This window comes from Adhaeribacter sp., assembly GCF_057359045.1.
The window spans coordinates 201,634-226,613 of sequence record NZ_JBMQUD010000124.1 but is presented as its reverse complement, the minus strand read 5'-3'; the positions used below and the strand labels follow the sequence as shown (position 1 = coordinate 226,613).

General features: G+C 42.2%; 21 protein-coding genes. 12 read left to right on the top strand and 9 right to left on the bottom strand.

The features are described 5' to 3' along the window. Nucleotides 1–159: 159 nt before the first annotated feature. Nucleotides 160–957, bottom strand: a complete 798-nt coding sequence (locus tag ACO1R6_RS19785; protein WP_486266834.1) for a LuxR C-terminal-related transcriptional regulator — start codon at nt 955–957, stop codon at nt 160–162. A 426-nt stretch (nt 958–1,383) separates the two neighbouring features. On the opposite strand from ACO1R6_RS19785, the gene ACO1R6_RS19780 reads away from it, so the two are divergent. The 4 genes from ACO1R6_RS19780 to ACO1R6_RS19765 are packed head-to-tail and all read left to right on the top strand — an operon-like array spanning nt 1,384 to nt 3,804. After that, nucleotides 1,384–1,674: a hypothetical protein gene (locus ACO1R6_RS19780; RefSeq protein WP_486266833.1), complete on the top strand. Its 291-nt coding sequence runs from the start codon at nt 1,384–1,386 to the stop codon at nt 1,672–1,674. Between the two features lie 35 nt (nt 1,675–1,709). Beyond that, complete coding sequence (locus ACO1R6_RS19775) at nt 1,710–2,366, top strand: hypothetical protein (RefSeq protein ID WP_486266832.1); 657 nt, start codon at nt 1,710–1,712, stop codon at nt 2,364–2,366. Next, a complete protein-coding gene (locus tag ACO1R6_RS19770) occupies nt 2,336–3,130 on the top strand; it encodes a sensor histidine kinase (RefSeq protein ID WP_486266831.1) in 795 nt (264 codons plus the stop codon). Before ACO1R6_RS19775 ends, ACO1R6_RS19770 begins: the two co-directional genes overlap by 31 nt. Before the next feature lie 5 nt (nt 3,131–3,135). Continuing rightward, nucleotides 3,136–3,804 carry a response regulator gene (locus tag ACO1R6_RS19765; protein WP_486266830.1) on the top strand — a complete coding sequence of 223 codons (669 nt, stop codon included), beginning with the start codon at nt 3,136–3,138 and terminating at the stop codon, nt 3,802–3,804. 134 nt (nt 3,805–3,938) lie between these two features. Here the strand turns inward: ACO1R6_RS19765 and ACO1R6_RS19760 are convergent, their stop codons facing one another. Further along, entirely contained in the window at nt 3,939–5,585 is a 1,647-nt protein-coding gene (locus ACO1R6_RS19760; RefSeq protein WP_486266829.1) for a S8 family peptidase, read from the bottom strand. 182 nt (nt 5,586–5,767) lie between these two features. Here ACO1R6_RS19760 and ACO1R6_RS19755 point away from each other — a divergent pair, with 182 nt between their 5' ends. Both ACO1R6_RS19755 and ACO1R6_RS19750 read left to right on the top strand, forming a co-directional pair. Further along, nucleotides 5,768–6,487, top strand: a complete 720-nt coding sequence (locus tag ACO1R6_RS19755) for a hypothetical protein (protein WP_486266828.1) — start codon at nt 5,768–5,770, stop codon at nt 6,485–6,487. Nucleotides 6,488–6,542: 55 nt separating this feature from the next. Next, nucleotides 6,543–7,820, top strand: a complete 1,278-nt coding sequence (locus ACO1R6_RS19750) for an exo-beta-N-acetylmuramidase NamZ family protein (protein ID WP_486266827.1) — start codon at nt 6,543–6,545, stop codon at nt 7,818–7,820. A 144-nt stretch (nt 7,821–7,964) separates the two neighbouring features. Here ACO1R6_RS19750 and ACO1R6_RS19745 read toward each other — a convergent pair whose 3' ends face one another. The 4 genes from ACO1R6_RS19745 to ACO1R6_RS19730 all read right to left on the bottom strand — a co-directional run bounded on the left by ACO1R6_RS19745 (nt 7,965) and on the right by ACO1R6_RS19730 (nt 12,500). Continuing rightward, nucleotides 7,965–8,714, bottom strand: coding sequence for a LytR/AlgR family response regulator transcription factor (locus ACO1R6_RS19745; RefSeq protein ID WP_486266826.1), 750 nt, complete (start codon nt 8,712–8,714; stop codon nt 7,965–7,967). Between the two features lie 100 nt (nt 8,715–8,814). Beyond that, nucleotides 8,815–10,533, bottom strand: a complete 1,719-nt coding sequence (locus ACO1R6_RS19740; protein WP_486266825.1) for a sensor histidine kinase — start codon at nt 10,531–10,533, stop codon at nt 8,815–8,817. A gap of 160 nt (nt 10,534–10,693) precedes the next feature. Then, on the bottom strand, nt 10,694–11,554 hold the full coding sequence (locus tag ACO1R6_RS19735) for an NmrA family NAD(P)-binding protein (protein ID WP_486266824.1): 861 nt from the start codon (nt 11,552–11,554) through the stop codon (nt 10,694–10,696). A gap of 286 nt (nt 11,555–11,840) precedes the next feature. Next, nucleotides 11,841–12,500 carry a hypothetical protein gene (locus ACO1R6_RS19730; protein ID WP_486266823.1) on the bottom strand — a complete coding sequence of 220 codons (660 nt, stop codon included), beginning with the start codon at nt 12,498–12,500 and terminating at the stop codon, nt 11,841–11,843. A 397-nt stretch (nt 12,501–12,897) separates the two neighbouring features. Between ACO1R6_RS19730 and ACO1R6_RS19725 the strand changes: the two genes are divergently transcribed. Continuing rightward, on the top strand, nt 12,898–13,404 hold the full coding sequence (locus ACO1R6_RS19725) for a YciE/YciF ferroxidase family protein (RefSeq protein ID WP_486266822.1): 507 nt from the start codon (nt 12,898–12,900) through the stop codon (nt 13,402–13,404). Between the two features lie 126 nt (nt 13,405–13,530). Here ACO1R6_RS19725 and ACO1R6_RS19720 read toward each other — a convergent pair whose 3' ends face one another. Together ACO1R6_RS19720 and ACO1R6_RS19715 are read right to left on the bottom strand one after the other, a co-directional pair. Then, the gene (locus ACO1R6_RS19720; RefSeq protein ID WP_486266821.1) at nt 13,531–16,521 is read right to left on the bottom strand and encodes a serine hydrolase domain-containing protein; all 2,991 of its coding nucleotides are present in this window, start codon (nt 16,519–16,521) and stop codon (nt 13,531–13,533) included. Between the two features lie 706 nt (nt 16,522–17,227). Continuing rightward, on the bottom strand, nt 17,228–18,121 hold the full coding sequence (locus ACO1R6_RS19715) for an NmrA family NAD(P)-binding protein (RefSeq protein ID WP_486266820.1): 894 nt from the start codon (nt 18,119–18,121) through the stop codon (nt 17,228–17,230). Nucleotides 18,122–18,247: 126 nt separating this feature from the next. Here ACO1R6_RS19715 and ACO1R6_RS19710 point away from each other — a divergent pair, with 126 nt between their 5' ends. The 5 genes from ACO1R6_RS19710 to ACO1R6_RS19690 all read left to right on the top strand — a co-directional run bounded on the left by ACO1R6_RS19710 (nt 18,248) and on the right by ACO1R6_RS19690 (nt 22,942). Beyond that, nucleotides 18,248–18,676, top strand: coding sequence for a winged helix-turn-helix transcriptional regulator (locus ACO1R6_RS19710; protein WP_486266819.1), 429 nt, complete (start codon nt 18,248–18,250; stop codon nt 18,674–18,676). Nucleotides 18,677–19,484: 808 nt separating this feature from the next. Next, a complete protein-coding gene (locus tag ACO1R6_RS19705) occupies nt 19,485–20,117 on the top strand; it encodes a peroxiredoxin (RefSeq protein WP_486266818.1) in 633 nt (210 codons plus the stop codon). Nucleotides 20,118–20,205: 88 nt separating this feature from the next. Further along, nucleotides 20,206–21,456: a 3-deoxy-D-manno-octulosonic acid transferase gene (locus tag ACO1R6_RS19700; protein WP_486266817.1), complete on the top strand. Its 1,251-nt coding sequence runs from the start codon at nt 20,206–20,208 to the stop codon at nt 21,454–21,456. Continuing rightward, the gene (gene rsgA, locus ACO1R6_RS19695; RefSeq protein ID WP_486266816.1) at nt 21,438–22,376 is read left to right on the top strand and encodes a ribosome small subunit-dependent GTPase A; all 939 of its coding nucleotides are present in this window, start codon (nt 21,438–21,440) and stop codon (nt 22,374–22,376) included. The genes ACO1R6_RS19700 and rsgA overlap by 19 nt, the downstream gene beginning before the upstream one ends. A gap of 101 nt (nt 22,377–22,477) precedes the next feature. Continuing rightward, complete coding sequence (locus ACO1R6_RS19690) at nt 22,478–22,942, top strand: peptidylprolyl isomerase (protein WP_486266815.1); 465 nt, start codon at nt 22,478–22,480, stop codon at nt 22,940–22,942. Nucleotides 22,943–23,057: 115 nt separating this feature from the next. Here ACO1R6_RS19690 and ACO1R6_RS19685 read toward each other — a convergent pair whose 3' ends face one another. Then, the gene (locus ACO1R6_RS19685) at nt 23,058–24,620 is read right to left on the bottom strand and encodes a PAS domain-containing hybrid sensor histidine kinase/response regulator (protein ID WP_486266814.1); all 1,563 of its coding nucleotides are present in this window, start codon (nt 24,618–24,620) and stop codon (nt 23,058–23,060) included. Nucleotides 24,621–24,980 lie beyond the last annotated feature (360 nt).

Here is a 24,980-nt window from a genome sequence, read left to right as displayed (position 1 = left end):
TTTAATTATTCAGGAAATCAGGGCACGGAAAATCAGTAAGGCGCAAAAGGTTGGAGAAATAATGAATGCTAGCCGTAATCTGATGAAGAACCAGCGATGCATTTGGCATGTTTTATAAACCCAAATGAATATTCTTTTGGGGGCAGGTGGCTAAAAAAGTTAAATCAAGCGGTTGCTAATAGCAAACTGTACCAAACCACTGGCATTCCGGCTGTGGGTTTTTTCGATTATATTGCGGCGGTGGGTATTAACCGTATGGTAACTAATAAATAACTGGTCGGCAATCAGTTTGCTGCTATACCCTTCGGCTACCAGTTTTATTATTTGCCGCTCACGTTTGCTTAACTTGGTGGCCGGCTTTTGTTCTTCGGGCTTTACTTTAATTTTGCTACTGGTACTAGCGCTTTTTACCAATACCGGGTTGCCTTCGTTAGCCCGTAGGTCAGAAATATCGGTTAACAGGGTAAGCAGGTGGGTAATATTACCGGCCCCATCGGTTTGCAGTACGCTGTTTTGCTCCAGTATATTCAGGAAATTACCATTGGCCTGGCGCAACCGGTACTGTCGGTTAAACCGGTAAGTTTTACGTTGGCTAACTGGCAAGTCTTGTACTTCCTGCCACAGGTTAGCAGTAAGCTGCCAAATAGTTTTGCGGTCGGCGGGGTGCATAAGATCGTTTAAAAAGGCTAAACCTTTTTGCCGGAAAACACCGGGTTTATACCCCAATAAGGTTTCTATATTATTGCTTACAAAAACAAAACTTTGGGTTCTGATATCTAGCATCCAGCTAGGACAAGGGCCTAAACTTAAAACCATTTCTAAACCGGGATTGGCTTGCATTAATTTACGGTAATCGACCAGGCTGTTATCGGGAGCAGTGGGCGGGTTTTGCCAAAAAGAAAACGGTTCTTCGGCACAATCGGTAGCGGTTAAAACTTCTGGGTTAGTGGCTTTCATAGTTGTATGTTAAGTTAGAACGAATGCGTAAATCAACCGGAACCACACGCCTACCACACAAAACCTAAACCAGGCGAAACATCCGGAATACGGGGCAGCAACTTTAATCTGTAAAAACGAAACGGTTGCGGCCACCAAAACTTTACCGTTTTGGTTGATACAAATTTGAAGCTTTTACCCAGCCCAAAACAAGGGCTTTAAGGCCGTTTTACCTGGTGGTTTTAACGCTATGCCGCACGGGGTTTTTCCCGTATTTGGCGGGGAAAAGCAGGTAATTGATCGCTTACCAAATACACAACATTTTAAAATTCAAATACTTAACTTATATTCACCTAAACTACTGATTTACAGACTAACTCTAATTTTAATGGGTTCTGTTAAATTTGAGACCTGTTCTTACATGTTACACCAAATACACATAAAACTATGCAACAATTCTTGATCAACTTAACTGATTTACAAAACCTGATTAACAATGCCACCGATGCTAACCGTGTGTTAATTACCGTTGATCTACCCAACGGAAACGGTAATGGCAAAACCAAAAGTGGCCCGGCTATTAAATTAAGAGCAGTTAAATTTTTAGACGGCGGCTTAGTTGATAGCACCAATACAACGGCGGGCACGCCGCTGGCACCCACTACCATGGCCCTGAGTTTAGATGCCCGGGCCGCTGAGCGGGAAGTTACCGGTTGCCCCTATCCTCCCGGCTGTTAAACCGAAACGCCCTTTTCCACCCAAAATTTTTTATTATGCTTTCCCAAATTCCTAAATACTTAGATGTAGTCTCGCCGTTTTTACTGCTGCTTTTTATTTATTTCCGGGGAAGCATAAATACCGGCCGAGACTACATTCTTTGGTTTATTCTGGCGCAGTTTCTTTTAAACCTGCTGTCCAAAATCTTGTTTTTATTAAAAATGCATAACCTGTTTATATACAATTTAAACGGGGTACTTTCCTTTCTGCTTATTTCGGCTTTTTTCTGGCAAATACTGCATTTAAAAAAGAAAAAATTAATCATTTGGGGAATGCTTGTGCTGTTTATCTTATTTCTTATTTTTGATTTTATTAAATTAGAGAACTTTATAAACGAGTTTAACAGCAACGCATACGGCGTAGCCAGTTTTATGCTGGTAGCCTATTGTCTAATGTATTATCTCGAAAAACTTAAATTTCCGGCCACCGATAAAATTACCAAATCGAGTAACTTTTGGTTTGTTACGGGTATTCTTACTTATTACAGCGGGTGTTTTTTTATTTTTATTACTTTTAAAAAACTTACATTAACCCAGAATATCAGCAACGGCATTGCCCTTATCTGGCAAATTCATAATGTTATATTTCTGATAATGTTTGTCTACTTTTTTATTGGAATGTTATGCAGGCCTTATCCGGAGAAATTCAAATAGTAATTGCCATAACATTGTTATTGTTGCTTATTACGTCTTTTGTGGTGGTGTTTATTTTTATTCACCGCAACCAGTACCACAAATACGTGCAGGAAAAAGAAGATATTAAAAACGCTTTTCTGCAGGAGATTTTAAAAGCCCAACTAGAAATGAAAGAAAAAACCCTGCACACCATTTCGCAGGAAATTCACGACAATATTGGGCAAATTCTTTCGCTGGTAAAACTTAATTTAAACACCATTTTACTAGAAGACGAAAATCCGGCGGCGCCTAAAATTACCACCACCAAAGAACTGGTGGGCAAAGCCATTCAGGATTTACGAAACCTGTCTAAATCTTTAAACACCGAACACATTATTCAGAAAAAATTATCGGAATCTTTAAAGCTGGAGTTAGACCTGATTCAGCGGACCGGTATGTACACCACCCAACTCCAGATAGAAGGCCAGGAAGAACCCTTAGACCCACAAAAGCAAATAATTATTTTCCGGATTGTGCAGGAAGTGCTGCAAAATATTATAAAACACGCCAAAGCTCAGTATATTTCGGTGGTTTTAAATTATTTACCTAACCATTTTATTATGAGCATTAAAGACGATGGAACCGGATTTGATGTAGCTGCCCTCCAGAAAGCCGATGCCGATAAAGGCACCGGCCTCAGCAATATTTACCACCGGGCCAAACTCATGGGCGCCGATTTATCTATCGATAGCCATTTGGGCCAAGGCACCTTAACCCGCTTGTCGTTACCCACCAACGTTTAACGCTTATGCAACCAAATTCCAGTATAAATGTAGCCTTAGTCGACGACCATAAATTATTCCGGAAAGGAATGGTTGAGCTCATTAATGGGTTTTCGGGGTATAAAGTAATTTGGGAGGCAAATAACGGCAAAGAATTTATTCAGTGCCTGCAAACCGGAGAAGCGCCCGATATTGTGCTGCTGGATATTAATATGCCCGAAATGGATGGTTTTGAAACGGCCGAATGGTTGAAGCTGAATTATCCGAAAATAAAAGTACTGGCCTTATCGATGTACGACCACGAAGAGCCCATTATTAAAATGCTGCGGGCGGGTGCCAAAGGGTATATTTTAAAAGATGCCGAACCGCTGGAGCTTAAAGCCGCCCTGCAGGAACTGGCCCGCAAAGGTTTTTATTACTCTGAGCTGGTAAGCGGCACGCTGGTAAACTCCATTAATCGGGGCCCGGAAGAAAATTTGCGGCAAAGCGAACTGGTAAAACTAAACGACCGAGAAAGCGATTTTTTACGGCTGGCCTGTTCCGAAATGACGTACAAAGAAATTGCCGATAAAATGTGCCTGGCCCCCCGCACCATTGATGGCTACCGCGAAGCTTTATTTGAAAAACTGCACGTAAAAAGCCGCGTTGGCTTGGTTTTATATGCCATTAAAAACGGCTTGGTAACCATTAACTAACCCTATTACCAAGACTAAACCTTAAATCCAAAAAAGGCTACCCTAATATGGGTAGCCTTTTGTTTTTAGTTCAGAAATATTGTTAACAACCAACCACTAAGTACTAGTAACTAATCACTAACAGCTAAAATAACCTACTGCTTATTACTCATAGACTCGGCCATTTTAACGGCTTCGTAGGCGTTTACAATGCCACCTGTAACCGATAGAGCATCGAACTTAATCATTTCGGGCTTTTTACCTTCGCCGGGCTTGGCTACTATCACATCTTTGTGTTTAACCGTAGATTGCAGAATAATTTCCCGGACCTGAACAGCCGTTAAATTGGGATAATAAGACATTAACAACGCACTAATGCCGGTAGTTACCGGTGCGGCCATACTGGTACCGCTATTGCTCTTATAACCTTGTTTAGGCACGGTAGAATTAATATCAACGCCGGGGGCAAATACATCTACGTTCTTTTTACCATAATTCGAAAATTCGCCTACTAAATTGGTGGCATCTTTCCACGACGATGCGCCTACCTCAATCCAGTTTTTTACTTCCTGGTTGCTGGAAATCTGGCGGGTAGGATAATTGCGGTTCTGGTCGATATTCTGGCCATCGTTGCCGGCAGCGTGTACCAACAAAACACCTTTGCTGGCCGCGTATTTAATGGCCGCATCTACGGCTTCTTTCTCCGGCGAATAAGCTTTACCAAAGCTCATGTTAATAACCTTGGCCCCGTTATCTACGGCGTAATAAATGGCATTGGCTACGTCTTTGTCCCGTTCGTCGCCGTTGGGTACGGCCCGCACCACCATAATTTTAATATTATCGGCAATGCCTTTAATACCCAGGTTGTTCTGGCGGTTGGCGCCAATAATACCGGCTACGTGGGTACCGTGTTCGGCAAAAGCCCCGGTTACATCGTTGTTGCCGTAATTTTTCTCTTTTACGTTACTGTAATCGTCGCCGACAATATCGCGCGGATTATAGTTGGGGTTCAGGTTATATTTAAGTTTACCAATAAAATAATCTTCGCCTTCTTCAAAAGATTCTTTCGAAAAATTATTTTCGGCCATAAATAATATAATGGCCTTGGCCTGGTTTACCTGCTGATTGGCAGACTGTAACTGCAATATTTCGGGCAAGGTAAACTCGTCTTTGCCCAATTGGTTCTGTAAAATGCTGGTTGCATTCTGGTAAGCCTGGTGCAACTGCTGAAACTGGGAATATTGCGCCTGGGTTTCTTTCAGTTCTTTTTCAAATTCGGCTTTGGTTTTGAGGTAAAGGGCGTACTCCTCTTTTTGTTTTTTCTTTAATTTGGCGGGGTTGGCATCGGCAAATTTATCGCGCAGTTCTACATACAGGCGGGTAAGCTCCTGGGTATCGTATTCTACGTTGCGGCCATCTTTGCCCCCGATAAAATTCCAGCCGTGCACATCGTCTACATAACCATTCTGGTCATCGTCTACGCCGTTGCCGGGAATTTCTTTTTCGTTCGTCCAGATTTTATCTTTTAAATCTTCGTGTTCAATATCAATGCCGCTATCAATTACGGCCACTACCACCGTTTTAGAGGCACGGTCTTTCAGAAACTCGTAAGCTTTTTCGGTGCTTACACCCGGCACGCGGCTTTCCTGGGGATCCAGGTTAAACCAATCGGCCGGGGCTTTCTTAGCAGTATCGGCCACTAATCCTTTATCTGTTACCAACTGCGCCCGGGCACTGCTAACCTGCGGGGTAAAGAGTTGGCCCACCAACAAAGCACTGGCCAAAACATAAACTGACTTCATAGAATAAATGCTATTTTTAAGAAAAGCTATAAATATAAATCCTTCTTACGGATTAAAATATTTAATATGCAATAATATTACCAATAGTAACGCTGTACTAACAACAGGGTTAATTTATTTAAACAAAATACCATAAGCGGGAGGCTTTCTTTTTCCGCGCCTAATATGTTTAAGGTTATTTAATGAAAGGTATATTTATCTTTTTTATTGCCTGGCTGGCGATTTTTTTTCCGGTGCTGGCCCAGCCACCGGTAGCTAAACCTATTGTTGGTTCTGTTTTTTTAGGATTTACCTACACCCAACCTACCGGCGCTTTCCGGCAAATTTACCCGGGCGGACATGCCTTAGGCGGCAACTTTGGTTTTACAGTACGCCCCAAGGCTGGCTTGGCTCCGGTAGAACTGGGCACCCAGGTTAGCTACCTGGCGTATGGCATCGAAAAACAAACCGTGGGCAGCGGCAGCAGTGCTTACGTGCTTAAAACCACGCATAGCTTAATTCCGTGGCATGCCTTAATCCGGTTAAAAGCGGCGCGCCGGGCAACCCTGAACCCATACCTAGATGGTTTGGCCGGCATAACCATTTTTAACTCCCGAACGAAAGAAAAAGAAGATTTTATTACCGCTTTCCGCGACCAGGATGCAATTGTGGTAAACAAGCATAATACCACCGTATTTAGTTACGGTTTGGCAGCCGGACTGGCGTTTGCCGGCGCACCCGGTAAAAGCTTTTTTGGCGACATCCGGTTAATTTATTTGCAAAACCCCTTAACCACTTACGTAAAAAGAGGCCAGGTAAATGTGAGCCCAACCGGTACGGTAGATTATACCTTTACCCGCTCCGAAACCAGTATGCTGCTTTTACAACTAAATCTGCTGGGCGTATTAACCAGCTCCGATTAATTTATTTTTACCTGTATCTTTATAGCTCCTGTATAAACTTATTGCCGCCCAACTCATGAAAAACACATTTGCTTACCTGCTGTTACTACCTTTGGTTTTAATAATAAGTGGTATTTCCTGCCGAAAATCGCCGAAACAGGTGCAAAACACAACCGAAAATACAGCCACCGGGAGTCCGGAAAAAGCAGCGCCAATAAAACCAGCCCAACCCCTTATAACCGGTGCCGACCAAACTACACTTTATGTACCCCAGCTTAAAGGTAAAAGAATTGGCATGGTCATTAACCAAACGTCTATTATTGGCAAAAAGCCCAGTGTAGATAGTTTGCTTAAATTAGGCGTAAACATTACCAAAATATTTGGCCCGGAGCACGGCTTCCGGGGCAATGCCAGCGCCGGCGTAAAAGTAGACGACGCTACCGACCCTGCCACCGGCATAAAAGTGGTATCGTTGTACGGTAAGCACCCCAAACCCAGCCCGGAAGATTTGGCCGATGTAGACCTGATGGTTTTTGATATCCAGGATGTAGGGGTGCGCTTTTACACGTACATTAACACACTGGCACGGGTTATGGAAGCCTGCGCCGAAAACAATAAAACCTTGCTCATTCTGGACCGGCCCAACCCCAATGGTTTTTACGTAGATGGGCCCATTCTGGAAGACCACCTCAAATCGGGTATTGGCATGTTTCCGTTGCCCATTACCCACGGCCTTACCGTAGCCGAATTTGCCCAAATGGTAAACGGCCAAGGCTGGCTGAAAGATAAAATGAAATGCCAATTGCAAATTATTAAAGTGGCCAACTACAATCACCAATTGCCGTACGTTTTGCCGGTAGCGCCTTCGCCTAACCTAAATACCCAGCAGGCCATATTGCTTTATCCCAGTACCTGTTTATTTGAAGGCACTTACCTGAACCACGGGCGCGGCACCCACTACGCATTTACGGTTTTAGGCGCACCCGCTTTAAAAGGCAAATACAGCTTTTCTTATACGCCCCGGAGCATTAAAGGCATGAGCGAAACCCCACTGCACCAGGACCAGGTTTGTTACGGTTTAGACCTGCGCACCTACAACACAGATATTTTCCGGCAAACCAAACGTATAAACCTGCAATGGCTCCGGGAACTTTACCAGGCTTACCCTGACAAAGAAAAGTTTTTTGACTCTAAGCTGAGTAAAGAAATTGGTAACATCGATAAACTGGCCGGCACCGAAAATCTGAAGAAGCAAATTATAGCGGGCATCTCGGATGCGGAAATCCGGCAAAGCTGGGAACCAGGTTTATCTAATTACAAGAAAATGCGGGAGAAATATCTGTTGTATCCTTAATTGTAAGGGCACCACCTATTCTTGCTAATTTGAATCAAACTTTAATAAAAACATCCGGCATCCGTATACTACTCAGAAACACTGTAATCCCCTGACCCCAACAAAGTATAAGCCTATTTAATTGCTACAGGTATTTGCAGAATTTTACTTAAATAAAATGCTTTTTACAAATTCCCTTTTCTGCCTCGAAACAGGAATCTGGACTTTATCTTCCAGTAATAAATAGTCGCCCTCATCTTTAATCCAGCTTTTGATAAACTTTTTATTTACCAGATGCGATTGATGACAACGGATGAACTGATAATTTTCCAGCATTTCTTCGTATTCGTAAATGGGTTTCGATACAACTACTTTCCCGCCTTCTACAAGATAAAAGGTAGTATAATTGTTAGAAGATTCGCAACGAATAATTTCATTAACCCTCACCAACTTAATTTCTTTGGCTAAAGGCAAAGCAATGCGGGGCGTATCGGAGGTGCGTTGTTGTAAAAACTGCAGCAGGTTTTGGAGCTGATGGTTTTGCCTTTTCTCCTGGCTTTTAAGCACTGCTTTTTTAACGGCAGTTTGCAGTTCTTCTATATTAACTGGTTTTAGTATATAATCAAGGGCTGAGAACTTGATGGCTTTTAAGCCATACTGGTCGTAAGCAGTAACAAAAATAACTTCAAAATTGCACCCTGCTACTGCTTTAAGAACATCAAAACCTGATTTATCGGGCATCTGAATATCTAAAAATACGAGCTCGGGTGAAGTTTGCCGGATTAATTTAATGCCTTCGTCCGAATGAGATGCCGTTGCCAATATTTGTACTTCCGGACAGTACCTGCCCAAGAGTTCAAATAAATTATCAATATTATTCTGCTCGTCATCTATAATGATGGCCGTTAAACTCATCAACCTTTACTTTTATTCCGATAAAATTATACCCAGGTAAATTAGCCTAAATTTCTTATAAAGAAGAAATAATTGATTTCCTCAACAATTGATTTTAAAATTAAAGCCAATCTGTTAATACCAGTGTAACTTTGGTTCCAGCATCCGGAATCGATTTAAATTCAAAAATAATAGGTTGTTCCGGGTAAAGCTGGTTTACTACCGTTATTCTATCTTTAATCAGGTTAATGCCGTACCCATTTGCCGGCTTATCTAAATCAAAGCCTTTGCCATTATCCTGAACCGTAACCACCAGGTTGTCTCTATCTTGTTTAAACCAGATAGAAATATGGCCTTCTTCTTGCTTACCCGCAATGCCATGTTTTATAGCATTTTCGGCAAAGGGTTGTAGCAGCATTACCGGGAAATCGAGCTCGGTTGGGTTTAGCGTTTCCGCTACCAATAGCTGGTACTTAAACTTAAACCGAAGCTGTTCTAATTGTAAATAATCTTCCAGCTGTTTTATTTCTTGGGATAGCGGGTGCGTAACTTTTTCGTTTTTATCCAGAATATCGCGCATCAGCGAACCCAGTTTAGAAATATAAATATTGGCGCCTTCCTGGTCATTTTTATTTATTAGCCCCTGAATAGAATTAAGCGCGTTAAAAATAAAATGCGGGTTTAGCTGCGCCCGGAGCGAAGAAAGTTGGGTTTGCATCTGAGCTCTTTTGGTACTTTCGGCCAGTAGCAGGCGTTTTTGACGTCGCACTTTAACCGTAAATACCATACCTACTAACAAAACCATTGCCAGGCCGCTAAGGCCCGCTTTAAAGGCAGTAGTTTGGTAAAAGGCTGGTTTTACTTCAAATTCATACTTAAATATTGCATATTCCTGGCGGGGATACCGCACTTGTAGGGTATGCTTTCCGGGTTTTAGATTTCGTAAAAGAATAACGGGATTTCTGTTTTTTGCGGAGGTTTTAAAGGTACTATCCGCATCAATTCTATACTCCAGGTAATTATTAGTGATAGAACTTAGCGATTTAAACTGAATAAGAAGAGTGTTTTTGTTAGAGGGTAGAATTAATTGGTTGGGTAAATTTGTTTTAGCATTAAAATTAGTTGGCGCTAAGTTACTAGCCTTTACTTGTTCTCTCATGTCCGCAAGAAAACCTTGATTAACTCTTAGATCTTCCCCTTGTCTGTTTTCATATGTTTCTATCATATATGGTTCAAAAGACAAAAACAAAGGCTCGGGCTTTGGAAAAATAAATTCCAGCGCCAGGATAGATACAAATTTGTTAGTTCGGATATCTTTAATAAAAAACAAATTATTAATGCCTTCAAATTTGTTTTTATTTATCGAATTGTAATCCAGGTAAGATGTAAATACGTGCTCTCCATCGGCAGGTATTATGGGGATTTCAATGGCTCGTTTTTCATCAAATTGAGGTACATCTTTCTCGGGATTAAGTGTAAAATCGCCTTGATAGTTATAATATCCCTGCAAATATGCTTTGTAATACCCGTAATTTTGCTGGTTTATTCTGGTGAGCACAATGTTAAGAAGATCACTATTTACAAAGGCCTTCACGTGCAATACTCCACTGTTTTTTTGAGCTACAGAAATAATAGTAGGTTGGGAAATAAGAATATCAGGCTCCCTTTCTTTTATATGCTGCTGTTCGTTGTAAAAATCTATGCCTAATCCTACCGGACCTTTACTTAAATAGGCTGGATTAGGAGGTAAACCAATCGTATCTATAATTTCATAAGTTGTTTGCCCTAAGGCAAAATAATAGAGTAACAGGAAACCGAAAAGTAAGATTTGTTTTTTCATAATTTTTATGGTTTAAGCAAATCTACTTGCCGGAGAAATATATTTCTGGCGCAATGTGAATTGGATCGTTATGGCTGTGAATTAAACCTTATAATAGCTTATGGTATAAATTTAAATTTAATATTTATGATTTAGACTTTAGATAACTATTAAGATTTTTCTATTTATTCACGCGTTCGGCCAGGTACGCTTCCAGGGTGGTAGAAAGTTTAATCGTTTCGTTTGGCCGTTCGGGAACAGCTTTACCGTCAATAACGGCCTGGGTCATAGCCATTAAATGATGAGCTGTATTTTTGGTAAACCCAACCAATAAAAGTGTTTCTTCCCAATTTTCCGGCGGAATGGCTTGCACGCTTACTTCTTGCCCGAGCAACTTGGCAAAAGCTACAGCAACATTATGTGCACTATATTTGCGAGGACCTTCTACTTCAAAAACGGTTCTGCTTTCTGCCGGGTTTGGGTTGGTTATTATTTGGGCAATGAATTTGGCCAAATCAATAGGAGAAATCATGTTTAGCGCAAACCCTGCGGGAAAGAAAGTAGGCAGAACACCATATTGTTTTACCGGTTCTTGGTAGCCTAGCCAGTTACTGAAATAATAAGTTGGCCTGATAAATATTTTTTCTACGTCTAATTCGCCGAGGCCTTGTTCTAAAATGCGCGACATTAAAATATTGCCGGTGTTGCCGTTTAAATGTGCGCCCACACAAGATAAACCTACTACTCTTTTTATACCGGCGGCTTGGATTGCTTTCTGGTAATTCGCCACAATCTGTCCGGTTTCCCCAATTATATCGTTAGAGGCGGGGTTTTCAGGCGTCAGGACAAAAGCCGTTGTCCCGCCCTTAAATGCGGCGGTAAGCTGCCCGGCATTAAATAAATTAGCCGTTTTGGTTTCAGTGGTTTTATCGGCAAGCTTTTCCGGATTTCTAACAACAGCCCTCACCGGCAAGCCACCGCGTTTAAGTTCATCAACCAGGTATGCCCCTACTTGTCCGGATGCTCCTACAATTACGTTCATGGTTTGTATCTGCTTTGGTAATTACGTTATTGCAATACCACAAAAGTAAGCGGGGGTGATGACAACCTTATGTCAGGGGTAGCTAAGAGATGTGCTAATATTTGTCAGATATAAATCTTAAGGTAAATTCTTGACGAGCAAAGTAGCCTGTAAGAACCCGGGAATAAAGTAGAAATTGTTCCTTATCAGCCCGAATACAAGCAATTACCCGTCTTAAAAGCTTGGGGATGTTAGATAAAATCAGCTAATCATAGTAGGTTTCCGGGCTAACACTAACCTAAATATTTTAAGTTAATTGGCTACAAAAACTGAGTAACTTTTTCAGGTCTGCTTCTTTACTTAAATCGGGCCGGTTGTCTTTCAGGTATTTTTCTACGGCTGGTTTGTGCTTGGTAAATATTTTTAAAATATTGGCTTTGCTAACGGCATAAAACTTATTGTTCTGGTCGGCTAAAAAATAACTGGCTTTTTTCGCCAGCACCAAGTATTCATTTATATCCAGCTTTTGTATTTGCCCGCTGTTGGAAATAGAACTGTAACTTTTGGTACCGGCGGCATTAGAATATTGGCCATAAGCTACGCCCTTTTCCCGGTCCGAGGGATTAAACTTATGTTTAATCAAAAGCTTTACAGTGTTAAAATCAGCAATTTCTTCGCCAAAGCCTTTGTTTTCGGGGTCGTAATAAAATTTGGTACTGCCTACTGCTACATATTTTACCAGGTATAAATTATCCAAAGCCAGGGTATCGCCTTGCTTACTGGTAAAATGCATTTCGTTGAGCAGGAAATTGTAATTAAATTTTCCGGTGGCGGTGGTGCCCGAGTTGTAATAAATGGTTCCGTTCTGGAAGGTAGGGAACCGGTAAGTAGCATACGCAAAATCTTTACTTTGTAATTGCCGGCCCACCTTAACTTTTATCCGGTCATTTTCTGTTGACTGCGCCATTATCGCCGGAGCGTAAAATAAACCCAGTAAAAATAATAGCCAACCAGCTACTGGGATGCATCGCTTAGTTCTCTGCCCTGTTACCTTCATATTTTCCATGACCCACCATGTAGCGGCACTTGTTTTTAAAACCAAAACAGGAATGTAGCTAACCTAAATATATTAAAAAATATTTTACCTCCATTTTAGCAAGTAAACCAAGCCGGTCAACCAAATTATCGTTTTCAATTAGAGAAAGATACGTATTTACCAGCTATATTCCAAAAGCCACAATCCGGCTATAAGAGAACTGGCAGCATCAAAAAAATATTAAAAATTTATTCTAACCTGGCTTTGCCCGCCCCCGTAACAAGGAGGGTTTCTAAATAAATATTTAAACCCCATAAAATATAAAACGATGGCTGAGCTGAAAGATTTAAACGATTTATTATTTCACGAAATACAAGTACTATATAGCGGCGAAGAGTTGCTGGTAGCGGCCCTGCCCCGCATGATTGAGAAAGCCCAGGACAGTAGCTTAAAAGCTGCTTTTACCCAGCACCTCGACGAAACCAAACAGCAGATTGAGCGCTTAAAACAAGCGGCCGAACTTTTAAATATTAAATACGAAGGCGATGGAAACCCCAGCATGAAAGGTTTAATTGCCGAAGGTGAAAAAGTGATGCACAAAGATGCTACGCCCGAAGCCTTAGATGCCGCTTTGATTTGCGGAGCCCAAAAAATAGAGCATTACGAAATTTCGGGTTACGGCACCGCTGCCCACCTGGCCGATGGCTTAGGCTTTAAAGTTGTAGCCGACCTGCTGCGCCAAACCCTGCAGGAAGAACAAAACACCGATACTAAGCTAAACGATCTGGCTAAAAATAATATTAACCGCAAAGCCGCCCAACAAACAAACGCTTAATGTTTTACGTGTTACGTATTACGTTTAAGAACACGTACCACGTAACACGTAGAACGTAGAACGTACAACCTATAAAAAAAAAGGGATAGCTGGCAACAGCTATCCCTCTTTTTGTTTAAAGGCAAACTACTGCCGGCGGGCTTGGGCTTTGGCGGCTTCTTCCAGGGCATCGTAAATAACTTGTTGCACGGCCGTACGGGTGTTTAGCTGGCTTAATTTATTGTTGTTACGGGTTGGGTATACGCGGTTCGATAAAAACACATACACTAAATCGTACTTGGGATCTACCCAGGTAAAGGTGCCGGTAAAACCCGAGTGACCAAAACTTTCGGGGCTGGCACCTTTGGCAGCATTGCCGTTCTCTACGTACGGCGAATTAATCCGGTCGAAACCCAGGGCCCGGCGGTTGGTGGGGCAAAACTGGCAGCCCGTATAGGTATTAAGCGTAGCTTCACTGATATAGCGGCGGCCAGCTACTTGCCCTTTTTGCAGGTACATTTGCATCAGCTTGGCCAAGTCGTTGGCGTTGCCAAACAAACCGGCATGGCCGGATACGCCTCCCAGCATGGCCGCCCCTTCGTCGTGTACGGTACCGTGTACCAGTTGTTTCCGGAACAGCGAGTCATACTCGGTAGGTACAATCCGGCTGTGCGGAAAATGTTTTTCGGGGGTAAAAGTAAGCGTATGGGCACCTAAAGGCTGATAAAAGTTTTTCTTCAGGTATTCTTCAAACTTCTGACCGGTCAGGCGCTCCACAATTATCGGGTACAGGTAAAAAGACAAGTCGCTGTATACATAACCGGCTTTTTCGTTCAGCGGCGATTCTTTAATTTGCTTGTATATTTTTTTGTGGTAATTGCGGTGCATATACAGGTTCTGGGCTACTTTAACCGGGAACCGCGCCGAAGAATCGGCTTTAAATGTAAACCACTTAAATTTGCCGTTTTTCTTTTTTGTTATCTGCCAGAAAGGGATCCAAGCTCGCAGGCGGGCCTGATGCGCCAATATTTCTTTAAACACCAGGTTTTCTTTGCTGGAACCTCTAAACTCCGGCAAATAATCGCCCACGGTTTTGTTAAAATCAAATTTACCCTCGTCCTGCAGTTTCATGAGCGCCGCAATAGATGTACTTATTTTGGTAACCGAAGCCAAATCGTACACATCAGTATTGTTAACCGGGGTTTTATTTTCGTAGGTGTGGTACCCAAAAGCTTTCTGGTAAATAACGTTACCGCCTTTGGCTACCAAAACCTGGGCGCCCGGAATAGCTTTTTCCCGGATGGCCAGATTTACCAGCGAGTCGATGCGGCTAAACGTTCTGGAGCTTAAACCTACATCTTCTGGCGAGCTGTATTTAAAGTGCCCGCCCGCGGTAGTAGCCAAACCGGTTTTGGCCCGGAAAGCCGGGGTGGCCGTAACCGGCATCTGGCCCTGCGATTTTATGCCGCCAAATATTATTTCGGCAGCAATTTCCTGCGCATTCACCGACTCCTGGTAAGCCATAATAACCGCATTGAGTTTATCTAATTCCTGGAATTTAGCCGATGAATACGCATTGCCAAAAATACTCAGGATGGTTTTCTGTCCTTTGGCCAATTCTTTAACAAACACCACCGTTTCGGCACTTACCCCGTAGTTGCCGGCAGGCCGGGTGCTTAAATCGTGTACACCCGCAATAATCAGGTTGTACTTGGACAGGCTGTTTTTCAGGTCGCGGAGGTAATCAATAGAAGCGTTAGCCGGCAAATAAAAATATTCTACGTTGGTGTACCGGCTTAACATTTGCTGAAACGGAGTAACTGTGCGGGTACCAATGGCCAGGGCGGCAATGCGTAAGGTATCCAGGGTACGTACCGGCAATGTATTACGTTGGTTGCGCAGCACCGTAACCGACAACTCCGATAATTTCCGGTTTATAAACGTACCCATCGGGTTATTCAGGTCGGCGTACAAGTTTTTAATTTCTACAGGTTTAAATTTGTTTAACCCGGCCCAATATTTAGCAGCTAATATTTTTTTAACCCGCTGGTCTATTTCTTCCTGGGTTATTTGTTTCTGAACAATGGCTTCTTTAATCAGTTTAATGGCTTGCTCTACATTTTCTGAGAATTCAATAATATCGTTACCGGCCAAAATGGCTTTTACATCAGCGGTGCCGTTCGGGAAATTATTCGTAACGCCTTTCATGTTCATGGCGTCCGAAATAATCAACCCTTTAAAACCCAATTCGTTTTTAAGCAAATCGGTTACAATGGGCTTAGATAAGGTAGAAGGCAAATTACTGGTAGTATCGAGGGCCGGAATATTTAAATGCGCCACCATTACCGATGCCAAACCTTGCCGCATCAGCTCTTTAAATGGGTACATTTCCAGCGTATCCAGACGTTTGCGGTTGTAATAAATTTTAGGCAGGGCATAATGCGAGTCTACATCGGTATCGCCGTGGCCCGGAAAGTGTTTGGCACAGGCCAGAATGCCTTTGTCTTGCATGCCTTTCATGTAGGCCGCACCCTTGCGGGCAACATTAATTTTATTTTCGCCAAACGACCGGAAGTTGATAACCGGATTATCGGGGTTGTTGTTTACATCTATAACGGGGGCAAAGTTTATATGCATGCCAATGCGCTTAAACTGGCGGGCAATTTCGCTTCCCATTTCGTAAATCATTTTTTCGTTCTGGATGCCCCCCATGCTCATCTGGTACGGAAATTTAATGGTGCTATCCAAACGCATGCCCAAGCCCCACTCTGCATCCATGGCAATTAACAAAGGCACCCGCGATAAACTTTGGTACCGGTTGGTAAGTTTGGCTTGCCGTACCGGGCCACCCTGAAAAAATACCAGTCCACCTACTTTATGGCGGGTAATTACATTGGCAATAGAATCTTCAAAACGTTTATTCCGGTTAGAGTAGGCGGCAATCATAATTAATTGGCCAATCCGTTCATCGGGGCTTAACGTAGCAAAAACCGAATCGACCCACTGAATATTTGTTTTCAGGAAAGGCGGTAGCACCACCGGCGCCGCGGGCGGGGCCGCAGCCGGTTTTTTGGTTTGGGCAGCCGCGCCGGAAATAAATAAAATAATAAAAGCTAAGGCGAAAAAAATTCTTTTCAAGATGCTAATAACTAATTATGCTAACTTTTAAGTAACAGGTTAAGCCGTAATATTTTAGCGGGATTTTAGAAAATAAAACCAAATTCCCGGCCTAAATAGTACAACTCCGGAAAGGAAATTTAAAACTTACCATTCAAAATTAAATTCCTCCTCTTCAAATATAGGGTTTTATATTTTTTCTGGTAAATTTTAAATTAAAATAGATTATTTACCGCCTCTACAATATGCAGAATTAACCTCATTTTGCGGCCCAGGTAATTTTAAGCCTCAACCTAAACAGTTGCTTTTTGGTTTAGAAAATTGCTTAAATATTTTTGACACCCGTTTTAGGTTTGTTAATTTTTTATAAAAAAGATTATTATAGCCTAAAATGGCTAATAAAGAGTAGTATACAAGAGTAGGAAACTCTATCGGTAACTATTTAGTAATGGTGCTTACTTCACTTACTTTCATTTGATAACCTTGTAAAGCATCAATGCAAATTAAATACATAAAGGGGTAAAGCACTAATGTACTTTACCCCTTTATTTTAACCTTTCCTTGCTAAATTAAATATTAATATAATCTCCCCATGGTGGGAAACTGTGATATTGGTTTAAATATTATTCCTAAATTTTTAAGTACCGAGCAAAATATTAAAACAAATGCACGAGGTGGCTGAAAAGGTAAATCCTCTGCCCCTTGGTTTATCGAACCCTGCAGTATTCTAAGCCAAAGTTGATTCTGTGTACTCTCTGAAAGTTTTTGTCTTTCTGCCTAATAACCGTTCCAAATCTCCGGATTGATATTCAAATTCACCTGCTTCAATGGCCAACGCCCAACTCGTCATAAATTCGGCCACCGGACGAGGAATCCCTTTTGCCACTATCCCATTAATATATTCTTCTGCTGTAATGGTGGTAAAAGAAACCGATTGTCCTTTTATTTCCGCCAGAATTTTTGCTATGTCCGCAAACGAAACCGCATCGCTGCCGCCTAGGGAGTAAGTTTTATTTTCGTGTCCGGGGATAGAAAGTATTTCGGCGTGGGCTTCTGCCAATTCATCTCTGGTGGCTGGTGCCACTTTGCCGTGTTTTGCCGGAACCTTTATGCCGTTTTCATACGGATTGGCATCATAGTAGAACGCTAAAGCATCTGTAAAAGGCGGGTGGTAGACAATGGTATAATTAAGCCCCGAAGATTTAAGTACCTGTTCCGTAAAAAGGTCTGATTCCGTAACCTCGGGCATAATACGTCGGGAACCTTCTTTACGCATAATGGCCATATAAACTACGTGCTTAACCCCCGCCTGGCGGGCAGCGGTAATCGCATTATAATGTTGGGTAAATCGGTCGGTAAACGCAACGGTACTGGTAAGCATTACTTTATCAACCCCGGCAAAGGCGCGTAGTAACGAATCATAATCAAAATAATCACCAAAATGAACCTCAACGCCTTGGGCAGCTAAGTCTTCTGTAGCTTCTTTTTTCCGGGATAGTCCGATAATTTGGCCTGCGGGAACTCCTTTTTTTAATAAATGTTCTACGGTAGCTTTTCCAACGCCACCGGTAACGCCGGTTACTACTATTTTACCGCTAACTTCTTTTGAATACTCTGCCATCTTTTTTATTTAAAATGATTAAATTTGCTTTTTATTTGCAAGTACAAAACAAAATTATTGCTTTTAAATTGCAAGCACAAAACTAAATATTTACTTTCAATACGCAAGTAATAAAATAGAAGCTTTATGAAATCAAGTGAAAAGCGCTCCGATTGTCCTATCAGTTCATCCCTGGATATTTTCGGAGACAGATGGTCGCTATTAATTGTGCGGGATTTGATGCTTTATAAAACCCGTACTTACGGCGATTTTACCAGGTCCGCAGAAAAAATAGCCACGAATATATTAGCGAACCGATTACAGGTATTGGAAGAGAATGGCATCATTACTAAATTACCCTATCCGGACAATAAAGTAAAAGTGCTTTATAAGCTTAGTCCTAAAGGGGTTGATTTAATACCGGCTTTGATTGAAATAGCCCTTTGGGGCGGAAAATATGTATCAAACGCGGAGGAAGATTTGCCATTACTGAAAGAAGTAAAAAAGAACAAAACGAAATTTCTGAAAAATATAATGGATAAGCTATCGGCAGATGATGCGGCGCGTATTGATTAACCCTTGTTCTTACTGTTAAATGTTTTTGTTTATCTTCTTTATAAATCCTTTCGGCTCTCCTGTAAGATCACAATATTTACCCTAACCGAATATTCCTAAACCATAAAATAGGTAATAATAGAATTTCGCAGTTAGGACTAAATCCTCCTCTTCCATATATTAAATCCCAATTTTTAGGGGTAACTTCTAACTTTGTTCCCAAATTTTTAGCTGTTCCCCAATGGTAACACGTGCCATAATCAATGCATTACCGTTGTTTATAGGGTAGAAAAGTAGTTTGAACGCGAACTTTTTTGTTTGTTCCGGAACTCAAATATTTAATTTTAAAATTAAATTACATTGATAAAGCATTGTATGGCAACGGTTTTAATCGTTTTGTCTATTTGTGCTTTTTACTAATCTTTTTTTCAGATAAAGCGAAAGCTTTAAAGCTAAATATTAAGTCCATTCCGCATTATTCCTGAAATACAGCCAAGTGCCACGAGTGGCGTTATCGCTGGCTATTATGTTGTAGAATATTACTTCCCATGTTAAGCCCGAATATCTATCTAACTACTAATAAGGCTCTTAAGATAATTATTTTATATTTTTGATTTTCTAATATAAACCGGCTAGTTTTGCAAAATTATTAGCAGCAAGCGTTGTTCTTTGAGTTGTGTTGATAAAAAAGGAGATTATAGCGCAAAAAACGCAAGCAGCATTTTCTTACATAAATCTCTGATTTACAGCAAAATTCAACTAAAACAAACGCCCACTACAAAATTATTGAGTAACAAACCTGATTGTATAACTAAATTAAAAGAATAAAATGGCTGTATTAGTTGGCAAAAAAGCCCCTGCTTTTAAAGCAACTGCTGTTGTAAACGGCGAAGAATTTGAAGAAGATTTTTCTTTAGATCAATATTTAGGCAAGCAATACGTAGTATTATTTTTCTGGCCTTTCGATTTTACCTTTGTGTGCCCCACCGAAATCTTGGCCTTCCAGGAGCGTTTAGCCGATTTTGAAGAGCGCAACGTAGCCGTAATTGGTTGCTCTACCGATTCGCACTTCTCGCATTTTGCCTGGTTAAACACCCCCAAAGATCAAGGTGGTATTCAGGGCGTTACATTCCCGCTGGTAGCCGATACTTCTAAAACCATTGCCACCAATTACGATGTTTTAGCCGGTACTTACAGCTACAACGAAGAAGGTGCTCTGGTATTTTCGGGCGATCCGGTAGCGTACCGGGGCTTGTTCCTGATTGACAAAGAAGGCGTGGTGCGTCATCAGTTGGTAAACGATATGCCTTTAGGCCGTAACGTAGAAGAAGTAATCCGGATGGTAGATGCGCTGCAACATTTTGAAGCCAAAGGCGAAGTTTGCCCCGCTAACTGGGAGCAAGGCAAAGAAGCCATGCAAGCTACGCGCGAGAGCGTTTCTAATTATTTAGCCAATCACTAGTAATTTTTAGTTAAAATAAAAACCCGGTAAAAGCCTCCGTTTTAAGCGGGGGCTTTTTACTTTTGTACCTATTCCTAAACCAAATAATTTGTCGGACTTTCTTTACGCTATTGGTTTAAAAGCATACCACCTGCTGTTGCGGGCCGGGGCTCCTTTTCACGAAAAGGCCAGTAAAATGATAAGCGGCCGTAAAAATATTTTCGGGCAGATTGCCGCCAAACTGGCCGGCAACCAAGCGCCCACAGTTTGGTTTCATTGTGCTTCTTTGGGCGAATTTGAGCAAGGCCGGCCTTTGATCGAGAAATTTTCGGCAACTTACCCGGCGTACAAAATAGTGCTCACGTTTTTTTCGCCGTCGGGCTACGAAATCCGGAAGAACTTCGCCGGTGCGCATTATATTTTCTACCTGCCTTTAGATAGTGCCCGCAATGCGCAGCAGTTTCTGGACCTGGTAAAACCCCAACTGGCAGTTTTTGTAAAGTATGAGTTCTGGCATTATTACCTCCAGGAATTGCATCGCCGCCAAATTCCGGCTATATCGGTTTCGGCCATTTTCCGGCAAGAGCAATTATTTTTTAAACCGTATGGTGGCTTTTACCGCCAAATATTAAAACGGTTTACGCACATTTTTACGCAAAACCAAGCCTCGGCCGTGCTTTTACAAAATATTGGTCTTACCCAGGTTACCGTAGCCGGCGATACCCGCTTCGACCGGGTATTGCAAACGGCCGCGGCGACTAAAAATATTCCGCTGGTAGAAATATTTATTTCCGATCAGCCGGTATTTGCGGTGGGCAGCAGTTGGCCCCAAGACATGGCTATTTTAATGCCTTTTATCCGGCAACACGCCGGTAAAGTAAAATTTATCGTGGCCCCGCACGAAATTCATCCGGCGGAGTTAGACCAAACGGTAAAAGACCTGAATGGCCAAGCCATCCGGTATTCTCAGGCCGAGTTAGCCACGGTGGCCCAGTACCAGGTTTTACTTATCGATAATATTGGTATGCTGTCGTCTTTGTACCGCTACGGCACGTACGCGTATATTGGCGGGGCTTTTGGCAAAGGCCTGCACAATACGCTTGAGGCTGCCGTTTTTGGTTTACCTTTGTTTTTTGGCCCATCTTACCAAAAATTTCAGGAAGCCATAGATTTGGTAAATTTAAACGTAGCAAAACCCATCCACAGCACCGAAGAGTTGGAAACCAAATTTACGTACCTCTACCATAATCCGGAAGAACGGGAAAGGCTAGCACGGGCTGCCCAAAAATACGTACAGGAACAAGCCGGGGCAACCGATATTATCCTGCAACACGTAAAACAATGGCTACAGCGCTTATGAAAGGAGTAGTAATAAAATCGACGGGTTCCTGGTATCTGGTTCGCGATGAAGCGGGACATTTGCACCCGTGCCGGTTACGAGGTAAATTTAAATTAAAAGATGCCAAAGTAAGTAACCCTTTGGCAGTAGGCGACCGCGTAACGTTTGAACGGGAAAATTCCGAAGAAAATACGGCCATTATTACCCATATTGAGCCACGTCAGAATTACATTATTCGTAAATCTACGCACAAAACGGCTTATAGCCATATAATTGCCGCCAACTTAGACCAAGCTTTACTGGTAGTTACCCTGGTGTCGCCGCGTACATCCTTTGGCTTTATCGATCGCTTCTTGGTTACCGCCGAAGCCTACGACATTCCGGTTACGATTATTTACAACAAAGTAGATTTATATGGACCCGACGATCTGCAATACCAGGAGGCTATAGCCCACATGTACCACCAGTTGGGTTATCCGGGCATTGCCTGCTCAGCCCAGCAAGATATTGGCATTACAGCTATAAAAGAAGAATTGGCGAACAAAATCAGTTTGGTTTCGGGCCATTCGGGTGTGGGCAAATCTACTTTAATAAATAAATTAATTCCGGATTTGGCGCTGAAAACCTCTGAAATTTCGGGTTACTCCGATAAAGGGGTGCACACCACTACGTTTGCCGAGATGTACGACGTTAATCCAACGTCATATATTATTGATACGCCTGGTATAAAAGAACTGGGCCTGGTAGATATTGCCGAAAACGAATTAGCCTCTTTTTTTCCGGAAATGCGCGAGCGGCGGCACGCCTGTAAATACCACAACTGCCGGCACTTAAACGAGCCCGGTTGCGCTATTGTGGCCGCCGTTAAAGCCGGGCAAGTGGCCTTAACCCGCTACGATAGTTACCGCAGCATGCTGGCCGAAGAAGACAACCGCCGCTAAATTAGCCGGCATAAGGAACCAAAGGCGGTAAAAAAAGCCTTTACGTAAAAGGGCTTCCGCAGAAATAATTACCTTTGCCCTACTTAAAAACATTTATTTATATGAAAACAGCAGAAATACATACCCCCAAGGGTGTAATGAAAGTTGAGTTTTACGAAGAAGATGCGCCCAAAACGGTTAAGAATTTTACCGATTTAGCCCAAAAAGGCTTTTACGATGGCTTAACTTTTCACCGGGTTATTCCGGATTTTGTGATTCAGGGTGGTTGCCCCAACTCGCGTGAAGGCGCTAAAGGCGCGCCGGGTACCGGCGGCCCCGGCTATAAAATTGATTGTGAATTAACCGGCGGTAACCAGTTTCACGACCGCGGCGTGTTGTCGATGGCGCATGCCGGCCGCAACACCGGTGGTTCGCAGTTCTTTATTTGCCACAGCCGGCGCAATACCGCGCACCTGGACCGCAACCACACTTGCTTTGGCAAAGTAGTAGAAGGCCTGGATGTAATAGACCAGATTAAAGCTGGTGACCGCATCGAAAAAATTGTGGTAAACGAAACCGCTGCTTAAATAAAAAAAGCCCGCTGCACCAGCGGGCTTTTTTTGTACATAATACATTTTTCAAAGCTTCATCTCTGTAGTTAAAATAGTAGGTAACGCCTCTACTCAGATAACAGATTTTCTACTACTGCCCTACCCGCCCGCTGTACAGAGCTATTTTGGCAAAAAGTTCTTCTGGCTTAAAAGGTTTGCTCAAAAAATCGGTTAAGCCCGCCGTCTTGATATCTGGTCCAGACTCGCTGGCCGCCGATACAGCAATAATGGGCAGCTGCTGGTATTTGGGATGCGGTAAAGTCCTAATCCACCGGGTGGCGGCATAACCATCAAGTACCGGCAATTGTAAATCCATCAGAATAACATCAAAATCGGATTGGTTAATTTTAGAAACAGCTTGTAAACCATTGCGGGCCGTATCGAAAATAATATCCCAATTCTTCAGGTACTGCTCTACCACCATAATATTAACCTTGCTGTCTTCAACAAGCAAAATCTTTACTCCCTTTAATAAATCTTGGTTGGGTGTTACTTTGGGCAAATTGCCGGCTGGCTGGGGTGTTGGCGTTCCGTTTTTGCGGAGGTGCAATGTAAAACTAAATTCAGTGCCTTCGCCTGGTTTACTTTTAACGTTTATTTTGCTCCCGTATAAATCCAGAATACGTTTACTAATGGTAAGCCCCAGCCCGGTACCCCCGTATTGCTGGCTGGTATCGTTGCTGGCCTGGGTAAATTCTTCAAAAATGGTATTAATCCGCTCGGGCGGGATGCCAATTCCGGTATCAGTTACTTTAAATAATATGGCGTACTCGTTTTTTTGAATACCGCTCACCACCAGTTGCAGTTTTACAAAGCCTTTTTGGGTAAATTTTACCGCATTACTTACCAGATTGGTAAGTACCTGCCCGATTTTTGTTTCGTCGCCCAATAACCACTGTGGCAAATTGTCGTCGAGTACTACCTGTACCGAAATACCTTTTTCGGTGGCTTTAATATTCTGAATAATTCCTATTTGCCGGACAAGCTGCCGGATATTAAAGGGTTTAGAAATTAACTCGGTCCGGCCCGCCTCTATTTTGCTTAAATCCAGAATATCATTAATCAGGTTTAAAAGACTTTCCGAAGCATATTTTAACACCTCCAGAAATTCGGCTTGCTGGGCCGGCTCCTGTTTTTTGGATAACAGGGTGGTAACGCCCACAATGGCATTTAGCGGGCTTCTGATTTCGTGGCTTAACGTAGCTATAAAATCGGTTTTGTTTTTACTGGCCTCTTCGGCCTTTTGCTTGGCCGCTAATAATTCGGCTTCGTGTTTTTTCTGCTCAGTGAGGTTAAAAATGGTGGCCCGTATAACCTGGGGCTTTCCTTCCAAATCTTTTAGTTGTTGGGCATTCACCAGGGCCGGAAAATATTCCTGATTAGGGTCGGTAAACTCTACATAAATTTGTTTTACCTCACCCTGGCGCTTAAGTAAAGGAATAAAGTGTGCTTCGTAAATTTCCTGGCTGGCCGGCGTTAAAAAGCTTTTAATTTTTTTTACGCGCAAAACGGCTTCGGCACTTAATTTAAGCCAACCCAATAAAGTTTTATTTATTTTAAGAATGGTGCCATCGAGGGAAAAAGATAAATAGCCGCACGGTGCTCGATCGTAAAGGTCGGCGGCACTCTCCTCCAAAAAAGCTTCGTAATTCATCTGGTTCTTTTATCTTCCGGTGCTACTATTAACCCTGGAATAACTTAAGCTAAATTCCGGAGCTTAGGCAAAGCTAAATAAACTGCAAGGGCCTGGCACCGGCATTATAAAAATTATACAAACAAAACAAAGTATATTTAGCCCAATAATTTAAGTCTGATTAAAAAACTAGCGTTTAAATTAAAAAGTTACCTTTGCAGTGGTATTGCCGGAAACACCTTCTCTTGTCTTAACGAATAATGATTTAATTTATTCCTAAATGAATTGTTAGCCCCTATTTACGGTTATGATCCGTAGCCTGCCGATAATACTTTCTTTTGATAAACTAAGTTGCCGCAGCATACCAACTAAATAAAATTA